Raw genomic sequence first — 18,355 nt, 5'->3', positions numbered from 1 at the left:
GATGACCGTACGCGCCGACGGCGACTTCCCCGTCACCCACGGCGATACCGTATGGCTCACGCCCGACACAACACGAATCCACAGGTTCGATGACAAGGGACTGGCGATCCGATGAAAAGGCTTGAGGGAAAAAGCGCGCTGATCACCGGATCGGCGCGCGGCATCGGCCGCGCCTTTGCGGAAGCCTATGTGCGGGAAGGCGCGCGTGTCGCGATCGCCGATATCAATCTGGAGCGGGCCGTCACGACGGCGCAGGAGATCGGTCCGGCAGCCTATGCCGTGCAGATGGACGTGACGCGGCAGGAGTCCATCGATGCCGCCATCGGAACCTGCGTGAAGGAGGCCGACGGGCTCGATATCCTGATCAACAACGCAGCGCTCTTCGACCTCCAGCCGATCGTCGAGATCACGCGCGAAAGCTATGACCGGCTCTTTTCGATCAATGTCGCCGGCACGCTTTTCACCCTGCAGGCGGTCGCAAAACAGATGATCGCACAGGGGCGCGGCGGCAAGATCATCAACATGGCGAGCCAGGCCGGGCGGCGCGGCGAGGCGCTGGTCGGCGTCTACTGCGCGACCAAGGCGGCGGTGATCAGCCTCACTCAGTCGGCGGGGCTGAACCTCATCAGGCACGGCATCAACGTCAACGCGATCGCGCCCGGCGTGGTCGATGGCGAGCATTGGGACGGTGTCGATGCGCTCTTCGCCAAATACGAAAACCGCCCGCTCGGCGAAAAGAAGCGCCTCGTCGGCGCGGACGTGCCTTTCGGCCGCATGGGAACCGCCGACGATCTCACCGGCATGGCGATCTTCCTCGCCTCGCAGGAGAGCAACTACGTCGTCGCGCAGACCTACAATGTCGATGGCGGCAACTGGATGAGCTGAACGCGCAGCCGCGCGCCCGGCCGATGCATAGACCGGAACAAACCGGAAGGAATGGACCATGACCACGAAACTGTCGCTCGCCACTCTCCCGGCGGTCTCCAAGACCGCAAGCGTCCCGGCCTATGAGCGCGGGCGCCTCAAGGCGGGCATCGTCCACTTCGGGGTCGGCAATTTCCACCGGGCGCACCAGGCGGTCTATCTCGACGACCTGTTCAATCTCGGCCTCGACCACGACTGGGCGCTGATCGGCGCCGGTGTGCTGCCGTCCGATGCGGCTATGCGCGACAAACTCGCCGGCCAGGACTTCTTGACGACCGTCGTCGAGCAGGACAACAACAGGTCCGGCGCGCGTGTCACCGGCGCGATGATCGACTATCTTGCCCCTGGAAACGCTACGGCGACCGTCGCGCAGCTGGCCGATGCCGCGATCCGCATCGTTTCGCTGACGATCACCGAGGGTGGCTACTTCATCAACCCGGCCTCCGGCGTCTTCGACCCGACCCATCCGGCAATCGCCGCCGACACCGCCAATCCCTCGGATCCGAAGACCGTTTTCGGCCTGATCCTCGCCGGTCTAAAGGCTCGCAGGGAGAACGGCACTGCGCCCTACACGGTCATGTCCTGTGACAACATTCCGCACAACGGCAAGGTCACGCATGCTGCCGTTTCCGGCCTGGCGCGTCTTTCCGATCCTGCGCTTGCCGACTGGATCGACGCGAACGTCGCCTTCCCCAACGGCATGGTCGACCGCATCACTCCGGCGACGGGGCCGCGCGAGATTGGCATCGTGGCCGACGATTACGGCATCGACGACGCCTGGCCGGTCTTCTGCGAGGAGTTCAAGCAATGGGTGCTGGAGGATCGTTTCCCTGAGGGGCGTCCGGCGCTGGAAAAGGTCGGTGTGCAGTTCGTGCCCGATGTCGCACCCTACGAGCATATGAAGATCCGCATCTTGAATGGCGGCCATGCGGCGATCGCCTATCCGGCGGCGCTGCTCGACATCCACTTCGTGCATGAGGCGATGGAGGATCCCGACATCCGCGCCTTCCTCGCCAAGCTGGAACTAGATGAGATCGTGCCGGTGATCCCGCCTGTGCCGGACACGGATCTCAGGGATTATTTCGGCCTCATCGAGCGCCGTTTTTCCAATCCCAAGATCGCCGACACGATCCCGCGTCTGGCGCAGGACGGTTCCAACCGTCAGCCGAAATTCATCCTGCCATCGACCGCCGACCGCCTGTCGCGCAACGAGGATGTCGTCGGCCTCTCGCTCGTCTCGGCGCTGTGGTGCCATTATCTCGCCGGTACGACGGATAGCGGCAAGACGATCGGTTTCAACGATCCCAATATCGACCGCATCCATGCGGCGGCAATGGCGGCGAAGGCCGATCCCGACGCCTTCCTCGAACTGCACGACATTTTTGGCGCCGTGGCGGAGTCGGCTCTCTTCCGCAAGCGCTTCGCCAATGCGCTGAAATCCCTCCAGCGCAGCGGTACGCGGGCAACATTGAAGCTCTATCTGGAAGACCGACTGGCGACGTGAGGACAACCCAAGCATTCCGGGGCTTTCCATCGTGGAGGCCAGACAGTAGGACGGGGGCCTGAACACGGAACGGAAAGCCATGGCCGCCAAAGCGACAGAACTCGTCATTTTCGATTGCGACGGCGTGCTCGTTGACAGTGAACCGATCTCGCTTGCCGTTCTGGTCGAGGCGCTTGCCGCGGCGGGCGTGGCAATGAGCGAGGAGGACGCGCACGACCGCTTCCTCGGCCGCAGCCTCAAGAGCATGTCGGAAATCCTGCACGAAGAATATGGGCTCGCGATCGACGCCGCCTTTCTCGATTCCATGCGCAAGGTGCTCTACGAGCGCTTTCGCGCGGAGTTGCAGCCGATCGACGGCATTGCCGAGACGGTGGACCGGCTCGGCGTCGCCCATTGCGTGGCCTCTTCGAGCCAGCCGGAGCGTATCCGCCTGTCGCTTTCCGTGACGGGTCTCATCGACCGGTTCGAGCCCCATATTTTCAGTGCCACGATGGTCTCGCGCGGAAAGCCGGCGCCCGATCTCTTCCTCCATGCGAGTGCGGCGATGGGCGTGGAGCCCACGTGCTGCGTCGTTGTGGAAGACAGCCCGGCCGGCATCGCGGCGGCAAAATCCGCGGGCATGCGGGTTGTTGCCTTCACCGGCGGTTCCCACGCACGCACGCCGCGCCATCGCGAGGCGCTGCTTAACCTTGAACCCGACGCCCTGTTTGACGACATGCGGGAATTGTTACAGTTTGTCCGCAACGAAAAGGCCGGCGGGAAAGAGTATTGATGCGCGATCTGATCGTTGCGGTGGACATCGGCACGGGTAGTGCCCGCGCCGGTGTGTTCGACCGCAACGGTGCGCTGTTCGGTCGGGCCGAACATCCGATCGCCATGCGACGGCCGAGCGCCGACCATGCCGAACATGATTCCGAAAATATCTGGGACGCCGTCTGCACCGCGGTGAAGGCGGCTTGTGCCGTCGCGGGCGTGCCGTCCGCACGCGTTGCGGCGCTCGGCGTCGATGCGACCTGTTCGCTGGTGGTGCGCGACAAGGCCGGGGCACCGCTCGCCGTTTCAGGCGGCGAGGAGGCGCGCTGGGACACGATCGTCTGGCTCGATCACCGCGCGCATGTCGAAGCGGATTTCTGCACGGCGACGGGCCATCCGGTGCTTGCTCATTCCGGCCTCGTCATGTCGCCGGAAATGGAGATGCCCAAGCTGATGTGGCTGAAGCGCAACCGGCCGGAAGAATGGGCGCGGTCCGGCTACTTCTTCGATCTCGCGGACTTCATCACCTGGCGGGCGACGGGCTCGAATGCTCGTTCGCGCGGCACGATGACCGCCAAATGGAATTACCTGTCCCATGAGGAGCAGCCGTGGAACGAAAGTTTCCTGAAGGCGATCGGGCTTGAGGACGTGCAGGAACGCGGTTCGCTTCCGACGGAGACACTGGCCGTCGGCGAGGCGGTCGGCCGGCTGACGCCGGAGGCGGCGACAGCGCTTGGGCTGGATACGGACTGCGTCGTTGCGGCAGGCCTGATCGACGCCTATGCCGGCACCTTCGGGGTGCTCGCCCCCTTTGCCGGCGAGCCCGAGGCCCTGGAGCGCCAGCTCGCGCTGATCGGCGGCACCTCGAGCTGCATCGTCGCCTTCTCGCGCGAAAAACGGTTCGGCTTCGGCATGTGGGGCCCCTATTACGAGGCCGTGTTGCCGGGCTGGTGGCTGGTCGAGGGCGGCCAGTCGGCGACAGGCGCGCTGCTCGATCATATCCTGCGCACGCACAGCGCCGGCGGTGAGCCGACCGCGGCCAACCACGCCCGCGTCGTCGCCCGCATCCGTGAGCTTCAGGGGGAGGAGGGGGAGCTTTTTGCCGCACGCCTGCATGTGCTGCCGGATTTTCACGGCAACCGCTCGCCGCTTGCCGATCCCCATGCGCTCGGCGTCATCAGTGGTCTCGCGCTAGATGCATCCTTCGACGGGCTCTGCCGCCTCTATTGGCGTACCGCGGTCGCGATCGCGCTCGGCATCCGCCATATCCTCGACAAGCTCGGTGAGCGCGGCTATCCGCTCGATACGCTGCATGTCACCGGCGGCCATGTGCGCAACCCGCTGCTGATCGAGCTTTATCGCGACGTCACCGGCTGCCGCGTCGTGGTGCCGGACACGAACGACGCGGTGCTGCTGGGGACGGCGATGGTGGCAGCGGTTGCCGGTGGGCTCTATCCGGATTTTCCGGCTGCCGGCTCGGGCATGTATCCGGGTGGCAGCGAGTACCACCCGGACCCCGCGCGCAAGGCTGGCTACGATCGCGACTATCGCCGCTTTCTGGCCCTCTACCGGCACCGTGCGGAACTCGAAGCGATCGCTTGAAAAATAATTTGAAAAAAATCGGAGGCCGGCTGGAACCAATTTTCAGTTCACGTGTTTTTCAGGCGTCACCGGTCTGCGCATAGCCCCCAAGATGCGAGGCCCTCGACCGGTGATCGACCACGATACCGTGTCCCCCTCCGGTCCGTGGATACTCAAGCAGCCAGTGCCTTCGAGGCGCTGGCTGTTTTCTTTCGTGCCCATGACTGTTTTCGGAGATGAAAAGGCAGCGGTGGGCGTGCCGTCCCACCGCTGCCTGCCGCGCCGCCGCTGCGGCTATCCGGGAGCGGGATCAGGCCGCTGCGCGGGTCTGCGGCGTGAAGAGAAGGGCCTGGTTGATCAGGACCTTCACCTGTTCCGGATTGAACGGTTTCGAAATGAGGAAGGCCGGCTCCGGCCGTTCGCCCGTCAGGAGCCGTTCGGGGTATGCGGTGATGAAAATGACGGGAATGTCGGTGCGGGAAAGGATCGTGTTGACCGCGTCGATACCCGAGGAGCCATCGGCCAGCCGGACATCGGCAAGCACGAGACCGGGACGGCTGTCGCTCCACAGAAGCTCGGCTTCCGCCTGCGTGCGCGCAATGCCTGTGACGCGGTGGCCCATGCCGCTGACCATATGGGCCAGGTCGAGCGCGATCAGCGGCTCGTCCTCGATGATCATGATGCCCGTCTCCGTCTGGGCGGCGATTTCCGCGAAGACGGCATCGAGCAGGGCGCGGATGACGGTAACATCCGCTTCGAGGATTTCGGCGGTCTTGTCGACGGCGAAACCCTCGACCGTGGCGAGCAGCAAAGCCTGGCGGCCGAGCGGGGGAACGCCGGAGAGGTCGAACGGGACCTCGGCGCCGGGCCTGAGGGAGCCCGCGCCGCGGCTCATCGAGACGGGGAGGGAGGAGATGATCCGGCTGAGCAGGCCAAACAGCGTCGCCTTGTCGTCCCCGCCCTGCGGCATGACCGAGGGGTCGATGAGGATCGTCTCAAGAGTGGCGGCGACATAGGCGTCGCCGGAAGATTGGGTGCCCGTCAGCGCGCGAGCATAGCGGCGCAACGCCGGAAGATGCGGTCCAATACGGTCGGAAATCGGCATGATGTGTCCCCTGTTTTCGATTTGCTGCAATGGCAGTTGACGATTTGAACGCGGCAACCAAATTTAGGTTCCGGAAGCGGGAACTTTTTTTGCTGAGGGGCATTTCCACGCTGAATTGGACTTATGGCGCCCAGCAACAATGAAAGTGGCCAAGAGTGAATAGTTTGGATAGTCAAAAGACCGGGAGAAAACCTCCCAAGAGGGCGGATGATCCGAATGCGCAGATCGCAACGAAGTTGCGCGCCTTCTATCATTCGGTGCAGGACGAGACGCTTCCCCAGCGGTTCCTGGATCTTCTCGAAAAATTGGATGCTGTTGAAAACAGCGTTCAACGGGCCGAGTGAGGACACGATGGAACAGGGACAGACGACTTTCAAGCGTGAACTGCTGGCGGTCCTGCCGAGCCTGCGCGCCTTCGCCATTTCCCTCATCGGCCGCCACGACCAGGCCGACGATCTCGTTCAGGACACGATCATGAAAGCCTGGGCGAAGCAGGAACAGTTCGAGATGGGCACCAACATGAAGGCCTGGCTCTTCACGATCCTGCGCAACGAACTCTACAGCAAGATGCGCAAGCGCGGCCGCGAAGTGCAGGACAGCGATGGTTTCTTCACGGAGAATCTTGCGCAACATCCTTCGCAATATGGTTCCCTCGACATGCAGGATTTCAAGAAGGCGCTGGAAAAGCTGCCGGACGAACAGCGCGAGGCCATCATCCTCGTCGGCGCGTCGGGCTTTTCCTATGAGGAAGCGGCGGAAATCTGCGGCTGCGCGCTCGGCACGATCAAGAGCCGCGTGAACCGCGCCCGCCAGCGCCTTCAAGAGCTCTTGCAGGTGAACGGCGAAAGCGACTACGGTCCGGACGCCGTCTCGGCGCCGATCACGTCGCGCGCCTTCGCCTCCTGACGGAAAACAAAGAGCCGCCCGCCATCATGGCGGGCGAGCCAAGAATTGAGGGGATTGGGGCGAGGAATGCGTCTTCCGGCCGGACCGGAGAGTGAAGCGGGGCGCACGATCGTCTATCGAAAGCATATGAAGGACAATGTTCAGCCACTGTCGTCCGATGTCGCTGCGGTTCTGGGAACGCCGGACCGGCTGATGGCGCTCGACGCCGCCGTGCCGATTTTCACTGGCCCCGATCCTGATTTCGACGATATCGCCAGCCTTGCGGCTCAGCTGTTCTCCGTCCCGATTTCCCTCGTCTCGATCCTGGGCCGCACCGACCAGTGGTTTCTCGCCCGCGAAGGCACGCGGGAAATCCGCGCGCCGTCGGAGGATTCCTTCTGTGCCCGGATGATCGCCAGGGGCGACGATCCGATGGTTGTTGCCGATGCGAGCAGGAACCCTGATTTCGCCTGTCTTCCCAGCGTCACGGGCGAACCGTATTTGCGCTTCTATGCCGGTGCCCCCGTCGTCGTGGACGATCAGCCGATCGGTACGGTCTGTGTCTTCGACGTCGAGCCGCATGAAGAAACACCGCCCGATCTCCTGCCAAAGCTGAAACGGCTCGCCTCGCTTGCCGCTTCGCTGCTCAAGCTGAAGGAGGAGGCGCGCCGGCGCGCGCTGGCGGCCGAGATGTTGTCGCGTGAAGAGAAGCGCCATGCGTTGGCGCTGGACGCCGCCAATGTCGCCAGCTGGCTTTGGGATGTTTCTGCGGGCATCGTGTCCGGCAACGAGACCTTCTACCGGATGCTCGGCATCAAGCCGCCAAAGCCGATGAGCGCCCGTAGATTCTTTACGGCCGTGCATCCCCTGGACCGGAAGGCGACAATCGGCCGGCTGCGCAGCGCGCTCGCCACCGGCAAGGAATATGACGGTGTGTTCCGTGCTGCGAAATCGGGGCGCTGGCTGCTCGGGCGCGGGCGCGTACACGAATGGGATGCGGAAGGGCGGCCGACCGTGTTCCTCGGCATCAATGTCGATGTGACCGATGGCCAGCTTGCCTCCGAACGCACAAGGCTGTTGTTGCGGGAACTCAACCACCGGGTCAAGAACACCCTCGCCATGCTGCAATCTCTTGCGCGCCAGACGCTGCGCCAGACGAACGATCCGGTCGAGTTCATGGATGCCTTCGCGGGCCGCCTGCAATCGCTGTCCGAGGCGCATGGTTTGCTCTCCGACCACGAATGGGGTGTCATCCATCTGAAAATGCTGCTCCAGAAGCAGATCATGCCCTATGCCATGGACTACGAAAGCCAGATCGAGATCCACAAGGACGAGGTGGAGCTGGGGCCGGATCAGGCCGTCGGCCTCGGCCTCGTATTGCACGAGCTTGCCACCAATGCCCGCAAGTACGGTGCGCTTTCGGTTCGCAGCGGCAAGGTGGTGATCGCGGCGCGCGTGGTCAACGAGGAAGGGCAGCGGGTGCTCAACATGACCTGGCACGAGGTCGGTGGTCCGCCGGTCGATCCGGGTGGTCGCCGTGGCTTCGGTTCGGTGCTCATCGAGCGCAGCCTCGACAAGATTCTCGGCAGCAGCGTGCATGTCGAATATCTGCCCAAGGGCGTGACTGCCGTCATACGGATGCCGCTCTGAAGCGGCATCGCTTTGCATCAACAACTTGAAAAACTGTCAGTCGTCGCCGCGGCGGCGGGATTTTGGCGCGAGCAGGAAGCCAAGCGCAAGTGCGATCCCGGTTGCGGCGAGAGGCCGCCTGGTGGCGACGGTGGCTGCGGCCGCCATCAGGTCTCGCCGGGCCGCAAGCTGGTCGCGCCGAATGCGGCGCAGTTCCCGCTCCCGCTTGTTGCGCATGGCAACGACGGCAAGCACGACCAATGCAAGCAGAAGAAAGCCGCCGGCAAGGCTGAAGAGAGCCGGTACGGTGCCGTAGCGTTCGGCCAGCAACACGGCGGTTGCGACCACCGCGAGGCCGTAGGCGGTGGCGATGAGGAGGCCGATGACCAGGCCGGCGATGACGTTGCGCTTTGCCGCGTCAACGGTCTCGTCTACCCGGTCGGTGACACGGGTGACGAGGTTCTGCAGGAGGATGGCTCCCAGTGAAAGCATGCCGTTCGTGCTCCGCATGAGGGACGCCGGATGGCGTCCCTGACCTATCAAGGGGAATTCAGCGCCGCAGCAGGGCGGCGAGCAGGAAGCCGGCGGCGGCTGCGATGCCGAGCGTCGCCAGCGGATTGTCCCGCACGGCCTTGCGTGCCTTGCGGCCGGAATCGCGATAACGGTCCTGGAAGTCGGTCAGAATATCCTCGCCGGCGGCGATCAGGTCACGGATATCGGTTTCGGCTCGGCCCTTGAGGTCGTGGGCGGCGTCGCTCACGTCGGCCTTCACAGCACGGGCCTTCTTGCGGATGCCGCCCGCGCCGGTGGAGGCATCGCTTGCGAGAACGCGGGCGAGTGCTGCGATTTCGTCGCGCAGCTCGGCGATCTGGTCTTCGACAGCCTGCGCCTCGTCCTGCAATCCATTGCGGAGGCTCTTCTTGCGTGTTGAAAACAATCCGGTGGCCATGCCGTTTCTCCTTTTGCGTGTCGCCTGCGCGGGGCGCGCGGATCGAACGTCGCTCCACCCCCTTGGCGGAACGGTTTTCCGGACAAACAACGGGGCAGGACGCAAAAGGTTCCGTAAGACGCTGGAAAATCAGGCCGAAGCGGTATGGGGCAGCACGAAGGGCACGCCGGAGGCCGGCACGCCGTTGATACGCATGCGGCAGCCGAAAACGGCTTCCATGGAGTCGTCTGTCATGACTTCGGCAGGTGCGCCCGACCGTTCGATCCGGCCGTTCTTCATCATCACCATATGGTCGGCGAACATGGCGGTGAGGTTGAGGTCGTGCATGACGGCGATCACCCCGCCGCCGCCTTCGCAATAGCGCCGGGCGAGGGTCATGATGGTGAGCTGGTGGCGGATGTCGAGGGCGGAAACCGGCTCGTCGAGCATCAGGAAGCAGGGTTCGCCGTCGAGCACCGGCTCCCAGATCTGCGAGAGCACGCGCGCGAGCTGCACGCGCTGCTGCTCGCCGCCCGAAAGTTCCTGGTAGAAGCGGCCGGCGAAACCAGACAGGTCGACGGCGGCAAGTGCTTCGGCCGTGATGGCCTCGATGCGCTCGGCATGGCGGTTCGGGCCGACGGTGAGGCCCATGCGCACGATCTCGCGCACGGTGAAGGGAAAGGCGATGGTCGCGGCCTGCGGCAGCACCGCACGCTTGACGGCGAGCTGCCAGGGTTCGAGCGCCCCAAGGGCATGGCCGTTGATGGTAATTTCGCCCTTGCTCGGCAGTTCGCCGGCCAGCGCCTTCATCGTCGTCGTCTTGCCGGAGCCGTTGGGGCCGACGATGGCGGTCAGTTCGCCGGCCTTGGCGGTGAGCGACACGCCATGCACGATGGTCTTGCCGGACAGGGCGACCGTGAGGTTCTTTGCGGTGATCATGAGTGCCTATCAGCCGCTGCGCGTGCGGTCGCGCAGGAGGACCCAGAGGAAGAAGGGCGCACCGGCGAGCGCCGTGATGATGCCGATCGGCAGCTCGGCGGGCGCGACGATGGTGCGTGCCAGCATGTCCGCGCCGAGCATCAGCACGCCGCCGAAGAGGGCGGACGCCGGCAGCAGGTAGCGGTGATCCGGGCCGATGACGATGCGCAGGAGATGCGGCACGACGATGCCGACGAAGCCGATGCCGCCACTGACGGCGACGGAGGCGCCGACGGCGCCGGCCACCGCGACAACGGCAATGTATTTCAGCCGCTGCACCTTCACGCCCATGTGGAAGGCCGCCGCCTCGCCGAGCGTGATGGCGTTGAGACCGCGCGACAGGAAGGGAACGACAAGGAGTGCAAGCAGGATGATCGGTCCGGCGGCAAAAAGCTTCGCCCAGGTCATGCCCGAGAGCGAACCGAGGCTCCAGAAGGTGATGTCGCGCAGCTGCTTGTCATCGGCCATGTAGATGAGGATGCCGGTGACGGCGCCGGCAAGGGCGGCAATGGCGATGCCGGCCAGGAGCATCGTCGCGACGGAGGTCTGCCCGCTGCGCGTGGCGATGCGGTAGAGCAGGAGCGTCGTCAGGAGGCCGCCAATGAAGGCGGCAAGCGGCAGGGCGAAGGCGCCGAGCGTCAGCATCAGACCGGCCGGCAGGCTCGCGCCGAGCACGATCATCAGCACCGCGCCGAGCGCCGAGCCCGAGGAGATGCCCACAAGGCCGGGATCGGCAAGCGGATTGCGGAACAGGCCCTGCATGACCGCGCCGGACATGGCAAGGGCCGCACCGATCAGGAAACCCAGCAGCGCGCGGGGCATGCGGATGTCGAAGACGATGATACGGTCGCGCACGCTCAGCGCCGTCTCTTCCGCGCCGCTGAACAGCGCGGCGATCACATTGATCGCCGAAGCGTCGGAGGCGCCGGTCGTGATCGACAGCGCGAGTGCGGCGAGCGAGACGACGACCAGAACGGCGAGCGTCAGGCGTGCGATCGCCGCCCGGTCGCCGGCGACCGGGGACTGGGCGGAGCGCATCAGGGAAAGTCCGCGCGCGCTGTTGCCGCGCACGGCATCATTGAGAGACATTGCCGTAAAGTTCTTTGTTGAGATCGCGGATAGCGGAGGCCGTGCGGGGCCCGAAGCCCAGAAGATGCAGGCTGTTCATGCGCAGGATCGCCTTTTTTGCCGCAGCCGGCGTCACGGAGATGGCGGGGTGCGCCAGAATTTCCGCGTCGCTTGCACCGCTGCCGGGGCGGCTCATGACCATGATCACATCGGGCTTCGCCTCGATGATCGCCTCGTCGGTGAGCGGTTTGTAGCCTTCGAAAGAGCCTTCCGTCGCATTGACCGCCCCGGCTAGGGCGATGATGCCGGCGGCGGCCGTGTGGCCACCCGCCGCCATCACCTTGCCGTTCTGGAAGCTCAGGATGAAGAGCACGCGCTTGCGTTCGGTTTCCGGCCGCTTGGCGGCATCGGCGATGGCTGCATCGAGGTCGGCGCCGACCTGCGCTTCCAATTCCTTCGCCTTGTCTTCCGCACCGAGGAATTTGCCGACGACGTCGATCTTCTTCAGGATCGCTGCGCGGTCATACCCCTCGGGCACGGTCTCGAAGGGGATGCCGGCGCTCTTCAGCACCGCCAGCGCATCCGGCGGGCCACTGCCTTCGACGGCAAGGATCGCGGTCGGGTTGACGGCGATAACACCCTCCGGCGAGAGCTGGCGCATGTAGCCGACATCGGGCAGCTTCAGCGCTTCCTCGGGGAAGGTGCTGGTGGAATCGCGCGCGACCAGCCGGCCGCCTTCGCCAAGCGCATAGACGATTTCCGTTACCGCGCCGCCGATCGCCACGAGCTTCGAGCTATCGACCTTCTGCATGTCCTCGGCCACCGCCTTGCGGATAAAACCACCGGCGCCGGGTGCGGCGAGCGGCAGAAGCAGCGGTGCGGACAGGGCGAAGACGGTCAGTGCCACTTCCCACGGGCGGGCGCGGCGGAAGTCGAAGCTCTTGCTCATGGTCGGATCCTTCTTACGCTGCGACGCTGTCGGGACGCGGCAGGCTGGCGAGGATTTCGCGCCAGTCGGCACGCTCGGTCATGCCTTCTTTCCGCTTGCCGAAGAACTGGATGATCATTTCGCCGCTCGCGTCATAGGCTTCGAGCGAGGTGACGAAGCCGTCGACGGTCGGCTTGCGCACGACCCAGCACTCGGCGATATGGTCCATGCGCAGGTGCATGTGGAAGGTCGGGTCCATGACGTTGAGCCACGGGCCCATCGGCTGGATGTTCTTCACGGTGCCGGTGTGGATCTGGATCGTGCCGTGATTGCCGACGAAGCACATGATGTCGGCATCGCGCTCGGCGGCACCGCGCATCAGGTCGCCGACGGCATCGGCGCGCACCTCATGGGCGAAATCCTCGCCGACGCTGCGCACGGCATCCTGGCGGGCGATCTTCAGTTTGCGCAGCAGACCGAAGAACTGGTGCGTATCGGTCATGGCTGCCCAGCTTTCGCGCAGTGCCGCGACATCGACCGGACCGGTCTCCTCGACCTTGGTGGAGACGACTTCGGTGAAGTCCTGCGACTGGTCTTCCAGGCGGAAATCGGCGACGATCGCCTCATAGGCTTCGAGGTTGGAGGCGGGGCGCAGGTGCACCTTGTGCACGGCCATGCCGGCCTTGTCGAAGAACTGCAGGCTGCGCCGGACCTGATCGCCATCCGTCTTGGTGACGGCGAAGCCATGCGCCCATGTGCCGGGGAAGATGCGCAGGTCGATGTTCTCGCCGAGTACGATCGAGGCGTGTTTGCCCGTGGTGATCTTTTCGAAAACGCCGATCTTCTCGTGCACCACGCTCTCGTTGCGGGTCAGCGCCATGATCTCGCCAAGCGCCTCGGAGCGCTCCAGGAACCGGTTGGCATCGGCATCGATGCGGATCGCGGTGAGCCCGACTTCAGCCGCGACGAGGGCGGCTTCGGAGATGTTGAGCTGGGCGGCGATGTCGCGCTCGCGCATCTTCGGGTTTTCGGCGCGGAAGGCGCGGATTTCGGCAGGGGTCGGTCGGGTCGTTTCAGTCATGGGCTCGGCCTTCGTCGCTATGCAGGGCGCCTTCCCGTGCCCAATCTTTTCCGCCGGAAAATTATGTAGGCAGAACAGTGGTTTGCCGGGAAATTGGCGATTACTATCTTGACTTCATTACTCATATTTATCTATGCACGCAATACCGGCGCCTTAAAGTCATGTTAATTCTTCCGATGGCGGCGGGCTGATGATCGTGGCCGGGACCTTCGGCCGGCACCCGAACCGCACTTTAGCACAGGCGACACCATGACCGTACGCACGCTTCTTCTATCCGCGCTCTTGTCCGCTGCCGCCGTTTCCGGCGTTGCAGCCCAGGAGGCTGCCAAGGGGCTGGACGTGGAGCTGAACGCGCTGGCGAGTTCGCAGAAGGGGTGCCTTTTCACCTTCGTCGCCGGAAACGGGCTGGAAAACGATCTTTCCAAGGTCTCCTTCGAATTCGTGATCTTCAACGACAAGGGCACGGTCGAGCGCCTGGCGCTGCTTGATTTCCGCGACCTGCCGGCTGGAAAATCCAAGGTGCGTCAGTTCGACGTGCCCGGCGTCAAGTGCGAGAGCGTGAAGAACCTGCTGATCAACGACGCGCCGGTCTGCGAAGGCGCGGACATCGAAAAGGGCCGCTGCATGGATGGCATCGTCACGCGCAGCAAGGCGGCGGCCGGCCTCGAGGGTTGATACTATCGGGCGCATGACGCGCCGAATGCGTAAATGAATGACGGGTGAGCAAGATGTCTGGAAGCAAGTGGCTTTGGTTCGGCGGTGGCGCACTTTCCCTGCTGGCGCATGCGACCGCCGCAGCCATCCTGACCATGTCGCCCGCACAGGAAGAGGAGCCGGCGATGATCGCCGGCGGCGTCGTCGCGGAAGTGGCGATGCTGGGTAGCAACGCCTTCGACGCCATGGAATCGGGCAAGATCGAGGATGTCATCAAGCCTGAGACCGTCGAGCCCGATGTGAGCGAGCCCGAGCCTCAGCAAGTGACGGAAATCCAGCCGACCGAAATCCAGCCGGAGACGACCGAGATCGTCTCGCCGACCGATCCCGTCGTGTCGGAACCGGTGCAGGAGCTGATCGTTCCCTCCGCGGACGTGGAGATCGCCGCCGTTCCGGTCCCTGAGATCAAGCCGGAAATCGAGCCGGAAGAAGAGATCAAGCCGGTCCCCGAGGTGAAGAAGGAAAAGCCGGTCAAGAAGGTCGAACGCAAAAAGCCGAAGGAAAAGCCGGTCAGGAAGGCCGGCGACGACGGCAAGTCCGCCCAGAGCCTCAAGAAGGGTTCGATCGATGGCTCGGACGAGGCGAAGACCGAGGCTGTCGGCGGCCAGAAGAAGGGCAATTCGTCCGTGGCGGGCGATGCCGCCGTCAGCAACTACAAGGGCAAGGTCCGCAACAAGATCAACCGCGCCAAGCGGCGGGTCAAGGGCGGCGACCGCGGCACCGTGGTGGTCAGCTTCACGGTCAGCGCGGGCGGGCAGGCGAGCGGCGTCCGGGTGGCGCGCAGTTCCGGCTCCGCTGCGCTCGACCAGGCGGCGCTCGAATCGGTGCAGCGCGCATCGCCCTTCCCGAAGATTCCGGAAGGTGCGGGACGGTCGAGCTGGCCCTTCAATGTGCCGATTGTCTTTAAGTAGGATGCCAGTTCCCGCCGCGAGCGATCCGGCGGGAATTTTTTGCACGAAAATATGACTTTCATAGTCATGTTTATACTTTACTCTGATACTCATGTTTTGTAGGTTGCAGCCGAACTGAGGCTCCGTCAATGCGGAGTGCCAAAGGGGAATGCTGCATGAATGGAATGACGGCTGGCCGTATCGAATCGGTCTTGAAGGCGGCGATTGCCGAGCGCGACCGGCGGATCGCCGATCTGGAGCGCCAGCTTAACGCGCTGAAGAAGCAGATGGCCGCCGCAGTGCCGGACGCGCCGGTGGCTGCACAAGGCGCCGCGGCAGTGGTCGTTGAGGCTGCGCCGCGTATCGAGGTGCAGGCGCAGCCGGCACCCCGCAGCGTGGAAATCAGCAAAGTCAAACGCCGGACCGGCGAAGCGGAGAGGAAGGCGATGCGCGAGAAGCACAGGCAGCAGCAGGCCCGCCGGGAGGCCGAGACGGGCGACAAGGCCGATGCCAAGGCAGGACTCGAGGGGCGCAGCTTCCTCTATGTCGGCGGCCGGGATTGCCAGGTGGCCCATCTGCGCCAGATCGCCAGCTCCTACGGCGCGAATCTCATCCACCATGATGGCGGCCTGCGCGAAGCGGTGTCGCGCATCGACAACGTGCTGCCTTCGGTCGACTGCGTCTTCTGCCCCATCGACTGTATCAGCCATGATGCCTGCATCCGCGTGAAAACGGGCTGCAAGAAGTGGGAAAAGGCCTTCGTGCCGCTGCGCAACGGCAGCAAATCCTCCTTCGAGCGCGCCCTGCAGAGCATGAGCCAGGGAGACAATGCGCAGTGAGTGACGAAAGACCCGAAGCCTTCATGATGATCGGCCTGCATAAACTGGCCGCACAGAACGGCGACGGCCTGGTGCCGGAATTGTATGCTCTTCTGACCCGCCGCGCCGACATGCTGGAGAGCGAGAATGTCACGGAGTTCCCGCTGGCGAGCGCCCGCCCGCCGGCGCGTGCCACAAGCTTCGAAGACACGCGCGCACTTGAAGCGCGCAACGACAATGTCGTAGCCTTTCCCGCACCGCGCCGTATCCGGCGGGATTCCGTCTAACGACTGAGGTTTGACATGTTCTTCGCCATGAACCGCTTCCGGATCGCCATCGGCCACGAAGAGGCGTTCGAGGCGATATGGAAGGGGCGGGAGTCGAGCCTGGCGGAGATGCCGGGCTTCCAGTCCTTCCATCTCCTGCGGGGCGACACGAATACCGAAGAGGGTTTTACCCTCTTCGCCTCCCATTCGATCTGGGCCAGCAAGGACGACTTCGTCGCCTGGACGAAGTCGGAGAATTTCCGGGCTGCCCACAAGAATGCGACCGAGAACAAGGCGATCTATCTCGGGCCGCCGAAATTCGAAGGTTTCAGCGCCGTCGAAGGCGCTTGAGGCCCAGCCTCAGTTGTCTTTCCTCGGCAGGAACGGCGCGAGCGCCACCACCAGCCATCCCGCCATCATGATCACTCCGCCCGTCGGCGCCGACATGGGGAAGAGCCCGTATCCTGTCGAATGGCGGAAAACGAGGTCTCCGGCAAAGAGCGCGGTGCCGAGCGCGAGCAGGATCGCCGCGAAGGGGGCGGCACGCATCGACGGCCACGCGGCATAGAGCGCCACCAGCGCCGGTGCGTGCGCGAGGCACATGGCCGAGGCGCCGGCCATCAGGCGCGGATCGCTGCCATGCGAGGCGGCGGCGGCGGCAACGACGCCCGCCAGCCCCATCAGGCCGGCAACGAGAAGGCTGGCAGAGCGCAGCGAAAACGACATGGGGCTTCCTATTCCTGGTTCTGCATGTGATGGGCGAGCCTTGTTACGGGCTCGAGAATGATTTTCCGCAGGCCTTCGCCCGGCACCGTTTCCTCCAGAGCCTGGACGAAGCAGAGCAACCATTCGTCGCGCTCGGCCGGGCCGATCGGTGCGGCGAAATGGCGGCGGCGCAGCATGGGATGGCCGCGCTTTTCCGTATAGAGGGGTGGCCCGCCGAGCCAGCCCGTCAGGTATTCGTAGAGCTTTTCCTCGCTTCCGGAGAGATCCGGAGGATGGATTGCGCGGCAGCGCGCGGCCTCCGGCAGGGTGTCCATCAGCGCGTAGAAGCGGCGCGTCAGCGCCCGCACGGCGGCATCGCCGCCGACGGCTTCATAGAGCGTGATCGTCTCGCCCTGCTTGCTTTGGTTCTCGTTCGTATCCGTCATGGCCCAAGGTCTTAGCGCCGCGTTCCGCCGCAGGCAATGCCGACCCGATCGACTGCGACGAAGCGCGCCAAGCAGCGTGTTTTCAGTGGATTGACAAGAAACCGTCCAGACGGTATGTTTTAAGAATGAGCCAGGCACACCATCGCAAAAAACATCCCGAAGCCGTCCGCCAGCAATTGCTGGAGGTCGCGGCAAAGCTGTCGCTGGAGAAGGGGCCGGCGAGCGTCACGCTCGATGCGGTCTCACAGGCGGCTGGCGTCAGCAAGGGTGGCCTGCTGCATCACTTTCCCAACAAGCTGTCGCTGCTCGACGGCCTTTTCGCCGACCTCACGGACAGGCTCGACCAGGCGCTGGCCGAGAAAATGCGCGACGATCCCGAGCCGAAGGGCCGTTTCACCCGCGCCTATGTCTCGGTTTTCTTCCAGCCCGAGGGCATGGCGGATGGCGAGAAGTGGCAGGTGCTGACGATCGCGCTGATTTCGGAACCGCACCTGCGCGAGCGCTGGCGCCATTGGGTGGAACGCCATCTTTCGGAGAATGTCGGTACGGACTCGGCGCTCGATGCCATGCTGGTGCGCTATGCGGTGGACGGCCTCTGGCTTGCCGACCTGCTTGGCTCGCCCACGATCGACGCGGCAAACCGCGCCGCCATGATGGACAAGCTGCTGGCGATCTCACGCCTCTGACCCGAATTTTTGGGCGCCCCGCGCCGGAGACAGACCCATGAACCTCACCGTCGTCTATGCCGTTCTCGTCGTCGCCATCGTCTTTGAAGTGCTCGGCACGTCCGCCATGCAGGCCGCGCAGCATTTTACCCGCGTGGTGCCGACGGCCATGATGATCGTCTGCTACGCCATCGCTTTCTTCTTCCTGTCGTGGAGCCTGCGCTACATTCCCGTCGGCATCGCCTACGCCATCTGGAGTGGCCTCGGCATCGTGCTGATCTCGGTCGTGGGCTACTTCGTTTTCGGCCAGAAGCTCGATTTCGCCGCCATTTGTGGTCTCGGCCTCATCATTGCCGGCGTTCTTGTGCTGAACCTTTTCTCCAAGTCGACTTTTCATTGAAAGAGGCTGGAATTGAAACGCACCCGCTTGCCAAAAGCGGGGCCGGGCCTTATCGATTCCGTAAATTTGAAACCGCTTTCAATTTTA

Annotated in this window: 23 protein-coding genes and 1 pseudogene; 15 read left to right on the top strand and 9 right to left on the bottom strand. The window is 64.1% G+C overall.

What is annotated here, in order from left to right; all coding sequences use genetic code 11:
* From MUO32_RS15350 to MUO32_RS15330, 5 genes and pseudogenes are all read left to right on the top strand, one after another.
* Positions 1–115, top strand: a pseudogene (locus tag MUO32_RS15350) (sugar ABC transporter ATP-binding protein); the annotation flags it as partial.
* Positions 112–885: an L-iditol 2-dehydrogenase gene (locus MUO32_RS15345; protein WP_257949197.1), complete on the top strand. Its 774-nt coding sequence runs from the start codon at positions 112–114 to the stop codon at positions 883–885. The pseudogene MUO32_RS15350 and the gene MUO32_RS15345, both read left to right, overlap by 4 nt.
* A 58-nt stretch (positions 886–943) precedes the next feature.
* Entirely contained in the window at positions 944–2,428 is a 1,485-nt protein-coding gene (locus MUO32_RS15340) for a mannitol dehydrogenase family protein (RefSeq protein ID WP_257949196.1), read from the top strand.
* Between the two features lie 79 nt (positions 2,429–2,507).
* A complete protein-coding gene (locus MUO32_RS15335) occupies positions 2,508–3,200 on the top strand; it encodes an HAD family phosphatase (RefSeq protein ID WP_257949195.1) in 693 nt (230 codons plus the stop codon).
* Positions 3,200–4,783: an FGGY-family carbohydrate kinase gene (locus MUO32_RS15330; protein ID WP_257949194.1), complete on the top strand. Its 1,584-nt coding sequence runs from the start codon at positions 3,200–3,202 to the stop codon at positions 4,781–4,783. Before MUO32_RS15335 ends, MUO32_RS15330 begins: the two co-directional genes overlap by 1 nt.
* A 289-nt stretch (positions 4,784–5,072) precedes the next feature.
* On the opposite strand, the gene MUO32_RS15325 is transcribed toward MUO32_RS15330, so the two are convergent.
* The gene (locus MUO32_RS15325; protein WP_257949193.1) at positions 5,073–5,867 is read right to left on the bottom strand and encodes a response regulator; all 795 of its coding nucleotides are present in this window, start codon (positions 5,865–5,867) and stop codon (positions 5,073–5,075) included.
* Positions 5,868–6,031: 164 nt separating this feature from the next.
* Between MUO32_RS15325 and MUO32_RS15320 the strand changes: the two genes are divergently transcribed.
* The 3 genes from MUO32_RS15320 to MUO32_RS15310 all read left to right on the top strand — a co-directional run bounded on the left by MUO32_RS15320 (position 6,032) and on the right by MUO32_RS15310 (position 8,402).
* Complete coding sequence (locus MUO32_RS15320) at positions 6,032–6,211, top strand: NepR family anti-sigma factor (protein ID WP_257949192.1); 180 nt, start codon at positions 6,032–6,034, stop codon at positions 6,209–6,211.
* Positions 6,212–6,218: 7 nt separating this feature from the next.
* A complete protein-coding gene (locus MUO32_RS15315) occupies positions 6,219–6,773 on the top strand; it encodes an RNA polymerase sigma factor (protein ID WP_257949238.1) in 555 nt (184 codons plus the stop codon).
* A gap of 126 nt (positions 6,774–6,899) precedes the next feature.
* Complete coding sequence (locus MUO32_RS15310; RefSeq protein WP_257949237.1) at positions 6,900–8,402, top strand: sensor histidine kinase; 1,503 nt, start codon at positions 6,900–6,902, stop codon at positions 8,400–8,402.
* 36 nt (positions 8,403–8,438) lie between these two features.
* Here MUO32_RS15310 and MUO32_RS15305 read toward each other — a convergent pair whose 3' ends face one another.
* The 6 genes from MUO32_RS15305 to MUO32_RS15280 form a co-directional block, all read right to left on the bottom strand.
* Positions 8,439–8,873, bottom strand: a complete 435-nt coding sequence (locus MUO32_RS15305) for a hypothetical protein (RefSeq protein WP_257949191.1) — start codon at positions 8,871–8,873, stop codon at positions 8,439–8,441.
* A 58-nt stretch (positions 8,874–8,931) separates the two neighbouring features.
* Positions 8,932–9,330: a hypothetical protein gene (locus MUO32_RS15300; RefSeq protein ID WP_257949190.1), complete on the bottom strand. Its 399-nt coding sequence runs from the start codon at positions 9,328–9,330 to the stop codon at positions 8,932–8,934.
* Positions 9,331–9,459: 129 nt separating this feature from the next.
* Positions 9,460–10,248, bottom strand: coding sequence for a heme ABC transporter ATP-binding protein (locus MUO32_RS15295; protein ID WP_257949189.1), 789 nt, complete (start codon positions 10,246–10,248; stop codon positions 9,460–9,462).
* Positions 10,249–10,257: 9 nt separating this feature from the next.
* Positions 10,258–11,376, bottom strand: a complete 1,119-nt coding sequence (locus MUO32_RS15290; RefSeq protein WP_374708657.1) for a FecCD family ABC transporter permease — start codon at positions 11,374–11,376, stop codon at positions 10,258–10,260.
* A complete protein-coding gene (locus tag MUO32_RS15285; RefSeq protein WP_257949188.1) occupies positions 11,363–12,304 on the bottom strand; it encodes a hemin ABC transporter substrate-binding protein in 942 nt (313 codons plus the stop codon). The genes MUO32_RS15290 and MUO32_RS15285 overlap by 14 nt, the downstream gene beginning before the upstream one ends.
* 13 nt (positions 12,305–12,317) lie before the next feature.
* A complete protein-coding gene (locus MUO32_RS15280; RefSeq protein WP_257949187.1) occupies positions 12,318–13,364 on the bottom strand; it encodes a hemin-degrading factor in 1,047 nt (348 codons plus the stop codon).
* A 249-nt stretch (positions 13,365–13,613) separates the two neighbouring features.
* Here MUO32_RS15280 and MUO32_RS15275 point away from each other — a divergent pair, with 249 nt between their 5' ends.
* The 5 genes from MUO32_RS15275 to MUO32_RS15255 all read left to right on the top strand — a co-directional run bounded on the left by MUO32_RS15275 (position 13,614) and on the right by MUO32_RS15255 (position 16,403).
* Complete coding sequence (locus tag MUO32_RS15275) at positions 13,614–14,039, top strand: hypothetical protein (RefSeq protein ID WP_257949186.1); 426 nt, start codon at positions 13,614–13,616, stop codon at positions 14,037–14,039.
* Between the two features lie 53 nt (positions 14,040–14,092).
* Positions 14,093–14,989, top strand: coding sequence for an energy transducer TonB (locus tag MUO32_RS15270; RefSeq protein WP_257949184.1), 897 nt, complete (start codon positions 14,093–14,095; stop codon positions 14,987–14,989).
* Positions 14,990–15,414: 425 nt separating this feature from the next.
* Positions 15,415–15,807, top strand: a complete 393-nt coding sequence (locus tag MUO32_RS15265) for a DUF2325 domain-containing protein (protein WP_257949235.1) — start codon at positions 15,415–15,417, stop codon at positions 15,805–15,807.
* Positions 15,804–16,073: a hypothetical protein gene (locus tag MUO32_RS15260; RefSeq protein ID WP_257949183.1), complete on the top strand. Its 270-nt coding sequence runs from the start codon at positions 15,804–15,806 to the stop codon at positions 16,071–16,073. The genes MUO32_RS15265 and MUO32_RS15260 overlap by 4 nt, the downstream gene beginning before the upstream one ends.
* Positions 16,074–16,088: 15 nt before the next feature.
* Entirely contained in the window at positions 16,089–16,403 is a 315-nt protein-coding gene (locus MUO32_RS15255; protein ID WP_257949182.1) for an antibiotic biosynthesis monooxygenase, read from the top strand.
* 9 nt (positions 16,404–16,412) lie between these two features.
* Here the strand turns inward: MUO32_RS15255 and MUO32_RS15250 are convergent, their stop codons facing one another.
* Complete coding sequence (locus MUO32_RS15250; RefSeq protein WP_257949181.1) at positions 16,413–16,778, bottom strand: DUF423 domain-containing protein; 366 nt, start codon at positions 16,776–16,778, stop codon at positions 16,413–16,415.
* A gap of 8 nt (positions 16,779–16,786) precedes the next feature.
* On the bottom strand, positions 16,787–17,203 hold the full coding sequence (locus MUO32_RS15245) for a group II truncated hemoglobin (protein ID WP_257949180.1): 417 nt from the start codon (positions 17,201–17,203) through the stop codon (positions 16,787–16,789).
* Between the two features lie 125 nt (positions 17,204–17,328).
* On the opposite strand from MUO32_RS15245, the gene MUO32_RS15240 reads away from it, so the two are divergent.
* Positions 17,329–17,889: a TetR/AcrR family transcriptional regulator gene (locus tag MUO32_RS15240; protein WP_257949179.1), complete on the top strand. Its 561-nt coding sequence runs from the start codon at positions 17,329–17,331 to the stop codon at positions 17,887–17,889.
* A 37-nt stretch (positions 17,890–17,926) separates the two neighbouring features.
* On the top strand, positions 17,927–18,268 hold the full coding sequence (locus tag MUO32_RS15235; protein ID WP_257949178.1) for a multidrug efflux SMR transporter: 342 nt from the start codon (positions 17,927–17,929) through the stop codon (positions 18,266–18,268).
* Positions 18,269–18,355 lie beyond the last annotated feature (87 nt).

The organism is Shinella sp. CPCC 101442, from assembly GCF_024704725.1.
Classification (GTDB): Bacteria; Pseudomonadota; Alphaproteobacteria; order Rhizobiales; family Rhizobiaceae; genus Shinella.
Note: the sequence above shows the minus strand (reverse complement) of the source record. Positions and strands in the feature narration are given on the sequence as shown.

Bases quoted from the DNA above. Each gene is read 5' to 3' on its own strand.
- MUO32_RS15295 (WP_257949189.1), bottom strand. From the start codon at position 10,248: ATGATCACCGCAAAGAACCTCACGGTCGCCCTGTCCGGCAAGACCATC.
- MUO32_RS15245 (WP_257949180.1), bottom strand. From the start codon at position 17,203: ATGACGGATACGAACGAGAACCAAAGCAAGCAGGGCGAGACGATCACG.
- MUO32_RS15290 (WP_374708657.1), bottom strand. From the start codon at position 11,376: ATGTCTCTCAATGATGCCGTGCGCGGCAACAGCGCGCGCGGACTTTCC.
- MUO32_RS15240 (WP_257949179.1), top strand. From the start codon at position 17,329: ATGAGCCAGGCACACCATCGCAAAAAACATCCCGAAGCCGTCCGCCAG.
- MUO32_RS15270 (WP_257949184.1), top strand. From the start codon at position 14,093: ATGTCTGGAAGCAAGTGGCTTTGGTTCGGCGGTGGCGCACTTTCCCTG.
- MUO32_RS15235 (WP_257949178.1), top strand. From the start codon at position 17,927: ATGAACCTCACCGTCGTCTATGCCGTTCTCGTCGTCGCCATCGTCTTT.
- MUO32_RS15345 (WP_257949197.1), top strand. From the start codon at position 112: ATGAAAAGGCTTGAGGGAAAAAGCGCGCTGATCACCGGATCGGCGCGC.
- MUO32_RS15255 (WP_257949182.1), top strand. From the start codon at position 16,089: ATGTTCTTCGCCATGAACCGCTTCCGGATCGCCATCGGCCACGAAGAG.
- MUO32_RS15315 (WP_257949238.1), top strand. From the start codon at position 6,219: ATGGAACAGGGACAGACGACTTTCAAGCGTGAACTGCTGGCGGTCCTG.
- MUO32_RS15280 (WP_257949187.1), bottom strand. From the start codon at position 13,364: ATGACTGAAACGACCCGACCGACCCCTGCCGAAATCCGCGCCTTCCGC.
- MUO32_RS15275 (WP_257949186.1), top strand. From the start codon at position 13,614: ATGACCGTACGCACGCTTCTTCTATCCGCGCTCTTGTCCGCTGCCGCC.
- MUO32_RS15330 (WP_257949194.1), top strand. From the start codon at position 3,200: ATGCGCGATCTGATCGTTGCGGTGGACATCGGCACGGGTAGTGCCCGC.
- MUO32_RS15335 (WP_257949195.1), top strand. From the start codon at position 2,508: ATGGCCGCCAAAGCGACAGAACTCGTCATTTTCGATTGCGACGGCGTG.
- MUO32_RS15305 (WP_257949191.1), bottom strand. From the start codon at position 8,873: ATGCTTTCACTGGGAGCCATCCTCCTGCAGAACCTCGTCACCCGTGTC.
- MUO32_RS15310 (WP_257949237.1), top strand. From the start codon at position 6,900: ATGAAGGACAATGTTCAGCCACTGTCGTCCGATGTCGCTGCGGTTCTG.
- MUO32_RS15300 (WP_257949190.1), bottom strand. From the start codon at position 9,330: ATGGCCACCGGATTGTTTTCAACACGCAAGAAGAGCCTCCGCAATGGA.
- MUO32_RS15325 (WP_257949193.1), bottom strand. From the start codon at position 5,867: ATGCCGATTTCCGACCGTATTGGACCGCATCTTCCGGCGTTGCGCCGC.
- MUO32_RS15250 (WP_257949181.1), bottom strand. From the start codon at position 16,778: ATGTCGTTTTCGCTGCGCTCTGCCAGCCTTCTCGTTGCCGGCCTGATG.
- MUO32_RS15340 (WP_257949196.1), top strand. From the start codon at position 944: ATGACCACGAAACTGTCGCTCGCCACTCTCCCGGCGGTCTCCAAGACC.
- MUO32_RS15285 (WP_257949188.1), bottom strand. From the start codon at position 12,304: ATGAGCAAGAGCTTCGACTTCCGCCGCGCCCGCCCGTGGGAAGTGGCA.
- MUO32_RS15265 (WP_257949235.1), top strand. From the start codon at position 15,415: ATGCGCGAGAAGCACAGGCAGCAGCAGGCCCGCCGGGAGGCCGAGACG.